This is a genomic window from Chrysanthemum yellows phytoplasma, assembly GCF_000803325.1.
GTDB classification, from domain to species: Bacteria; Bacillota_I; Bacilli_A; order Acholeplasmatales; family Acholeplasmataceae; genus Phytoplasma; species Phytoplasma asteris.
In genome coordinates, this window is record NZ_JSWH01000185.1 from 1 (window position 1) to 1,192 (window position 1,192).

General features: G+C 20.3%; 2 protein-coding genes and 1 pseudogene. 2 read left to right on the forward strand and 1 reads right to left on the reverse strand.

The genetic code is table 11. From position 1 onward, the window contains the following. Nucleotides 1-15: 15 nt before the first annotated feature. Nucleotides 16-636, reverse strand: a complete 621-nt coding sequence (locus OL66_RS03075; protein WP_034172425.1) for a hypothetical protein — start codon at nucleotides 634-636, stop codon at nucleotides 16-18. A 103-nt stretch (nucleotides 637-739) separates the two neighbouring features. Here OL66_RS03075 and OL66_RS04065 point away from each other — a divergent pair, with 103 nt between their 5' ends. Continuing rightward, the gene (locus OL66_RS04065) at nucleotides 740-985 is read left to right on the forward strand and encodes a hypothetical protein (protein WP_034172426.1); all 246 of its coding nucleotides are present in this window, start codon (nucleotides 740-742) and stop codon (nucleotides 983-985) included. A gap of 33 nt (nucleotides 986-1,018) precedes the next feature. Then, nucleotides 1,019-1,101 (forward strand): annotated as a pseudogene (locus OL66_RS04575) (sigma-70 family RNA polymerase sigma factor); the annotation flags it as partial. Between the last annotated feature and the right edge of the window lie 91 nt (nucleotides 1,102-1,192).

Genomic DNA, 1,192 nt, shown 5'->3' on the forward strand with positions numbered 1-1,192 from the left:
ATAAATTATAAAAATTTAATCAGATAGAATATATTTTATCAACATATCTGATAACATACCTGTTATTTGAGAAGACATAAAAATTAAAATAGACTCGGATTCATCATCTGAATATGTTTCGCTACATTCGATGAGAGATGATAATAATATAACACAACAATTTTCAAAATACTGATTCCAATTTGTAAAAGTATCATTGATTTCTATACTATTGCGAATTGAATTATTCACAATAACTTTTTTCAAATTATTCACAATTTTTACTAAATTTGTATTCGAAGATTCTTGAATAGATTTTTGACTTTTAAACTTATTTGAAGATTCGCTATTGATTATATCACAACATTTTTGAGTAATATCATTTAATTTTTCAACATCATTAGGATTTATTGTTATCCCTAAATTAAATAAATTAATTCTGTTTAAAGCCAAGAGAGAAAATTTTTTACAATCCATATCCATAAAATTAAATTTCTTATTTTTGACTTCTAAAATTTCACTAGATGTTTTTTTTTGTATATTTGTTGTATTGTGCGCAAAAATTTTTTTACTAAATATTGATGAGGAAAAAATCATAATTAATGTTATTAACATCAAAAAAACTAAATAATTATTTTTAACTAATTTTTTTAACAATTATAGATCTCCTTTTTTTATTTAATTTTTATCAACACTTGAATTAAAATATCTTCAAATTAAAATATCCTCATGTAATTATATTTTAACATATATAATAATATTGCAAATTAAAATATTTTTAAAAACTATAAAAGCGCAAGTTGTCAAAGAGTTTAAGGTTGATAAAAATAATAAACTTTTAGATAAACATACCAATAAACAAGTTTTGGAATCACTTAGATATAAATTTAAGCTTTTCAACCTTTTATATAAAAAAGTAACTCAAAGCTTAAATTTATATCTGTTGGTTTTATCAGCTGATAAAAAAACTAGTTATTTTTCATTTTTTGGATTATTAAAATTATAATATTTTTCTTTAAAAAATAAAAAGAATTTAGGGATTCGTAATCAATTAATCGAACTTCATTTAACTCTTTGGTAAAAAAACTAGTTTATCAATTTAAACATTACCTTAAATCTTTGCGCTGTTCCGTTTTTTTAGACAAATTTTGTCTTTAAAATTGTTCTTTAAGACTTAAAATTAAGTAGATAATTTCATATCTTTTCAAACTAA